Raw genomic sequence first — 795 nt, 5'->3', positions numbered from 1 at the left:
CTCTCCGGGGGCGACGGTCATTGCCCCCTTGTCGGTAAAAAGCGCGGTCTCTCGGGCAAGTGCCGCACCATCGGCATGGTCGTATGCCGCGCCAGCCCGCTCAGCCAGCGCGATCGCCGCCCTCGTGCCATCTATATCCGTATCAAAGCTGAAAACCGGGCACCGACTTGACGACAATAGCGACGCGGCATGCGCAGCCGCGTGCTCAATCAGCGCTTCCCGGTTGCCGATCCAAGCAACCGCCATTCGCTAAACTACTTTCTGGTGCCGGCTCGATCCTAGACGAAACTGGATTGGCCGTGAACCCCACCCTGCAGCGGATCAGCGAATGTTTTCATACGCGTCAACAAATTCCGACCCTGCTTAGTCATATTTGACGTAAGCGAAGCGTTGATCGGTCAGTGGAGTGCCCTCCAGTGCCCCGCCTTCCTTGGCCGGCTGCCACTGGACAACGTCCTCGATCTTTTTCGCCAACTCGAAATCCTTGTCGGTAATGCCTTTCGCCGCGTGATTCGTCAGGCGCACCTCGACCCAGGCATAGGAGGCGGTGATATCAGGATGGTGCCACGCCGCCTCGGCGAGATGACCAACCGTGTTGATGACCATGAGCGTCGATTTCCAGCTGTGGGTCTTGTATTTGCGCCGGATCCAGCCGTTTTCATAACGCCATTTCGGCAACTCCTTCTCAAGCCGGTCGGCGATCTCGGCTTCCGAATAGACCTTTTCCTTGACTGTCTCGTTCATCTCGACCTCCGCGAATTGCTCGGTCTGTCACACGCCGGAGCCGGCAAACAC

At 58.6% G+C, this 795-nt stretch carries 1 protein-coding gene; it reads right to left on the bottom strand.

Annotated features, from left to right (window positions below):
- Positions 1-363 precede the first annotated feature (363 nt).
- On the bottom strand, positions 364-744 hold the full coding sequence (locus EN879_RS37680; protein ID WP_013532029.1) for a 4a-hydroxytetrahydrobiopterin dehydratase: 381 nt from the start codon (positions 742-744) through the stop codon (positions 364-366).
- Between the last annotated feature and the right edge of the window lie 51 nt (positions 745-795).

Origin of the sequence: Mesorhizobium sp. M7A.F.Ca.AU.002.02.1.1 (assembly GCF_003998535.1) — a bacterium.
In the GTDB taxonomy this organism is placed as follows: domain Bacteria; phylum Pseudomonadota; class Alphaproteobacteria; order Rhizobiales; family Rhizobiaceae; genus Mesorhizobium; species Mesorhizobium ciceri.
The sequence above is the reverse complement of the archived record's forward strand: the minus strand, read 5'-3'. Positions and strand labels throughout refer to the sequence as shown.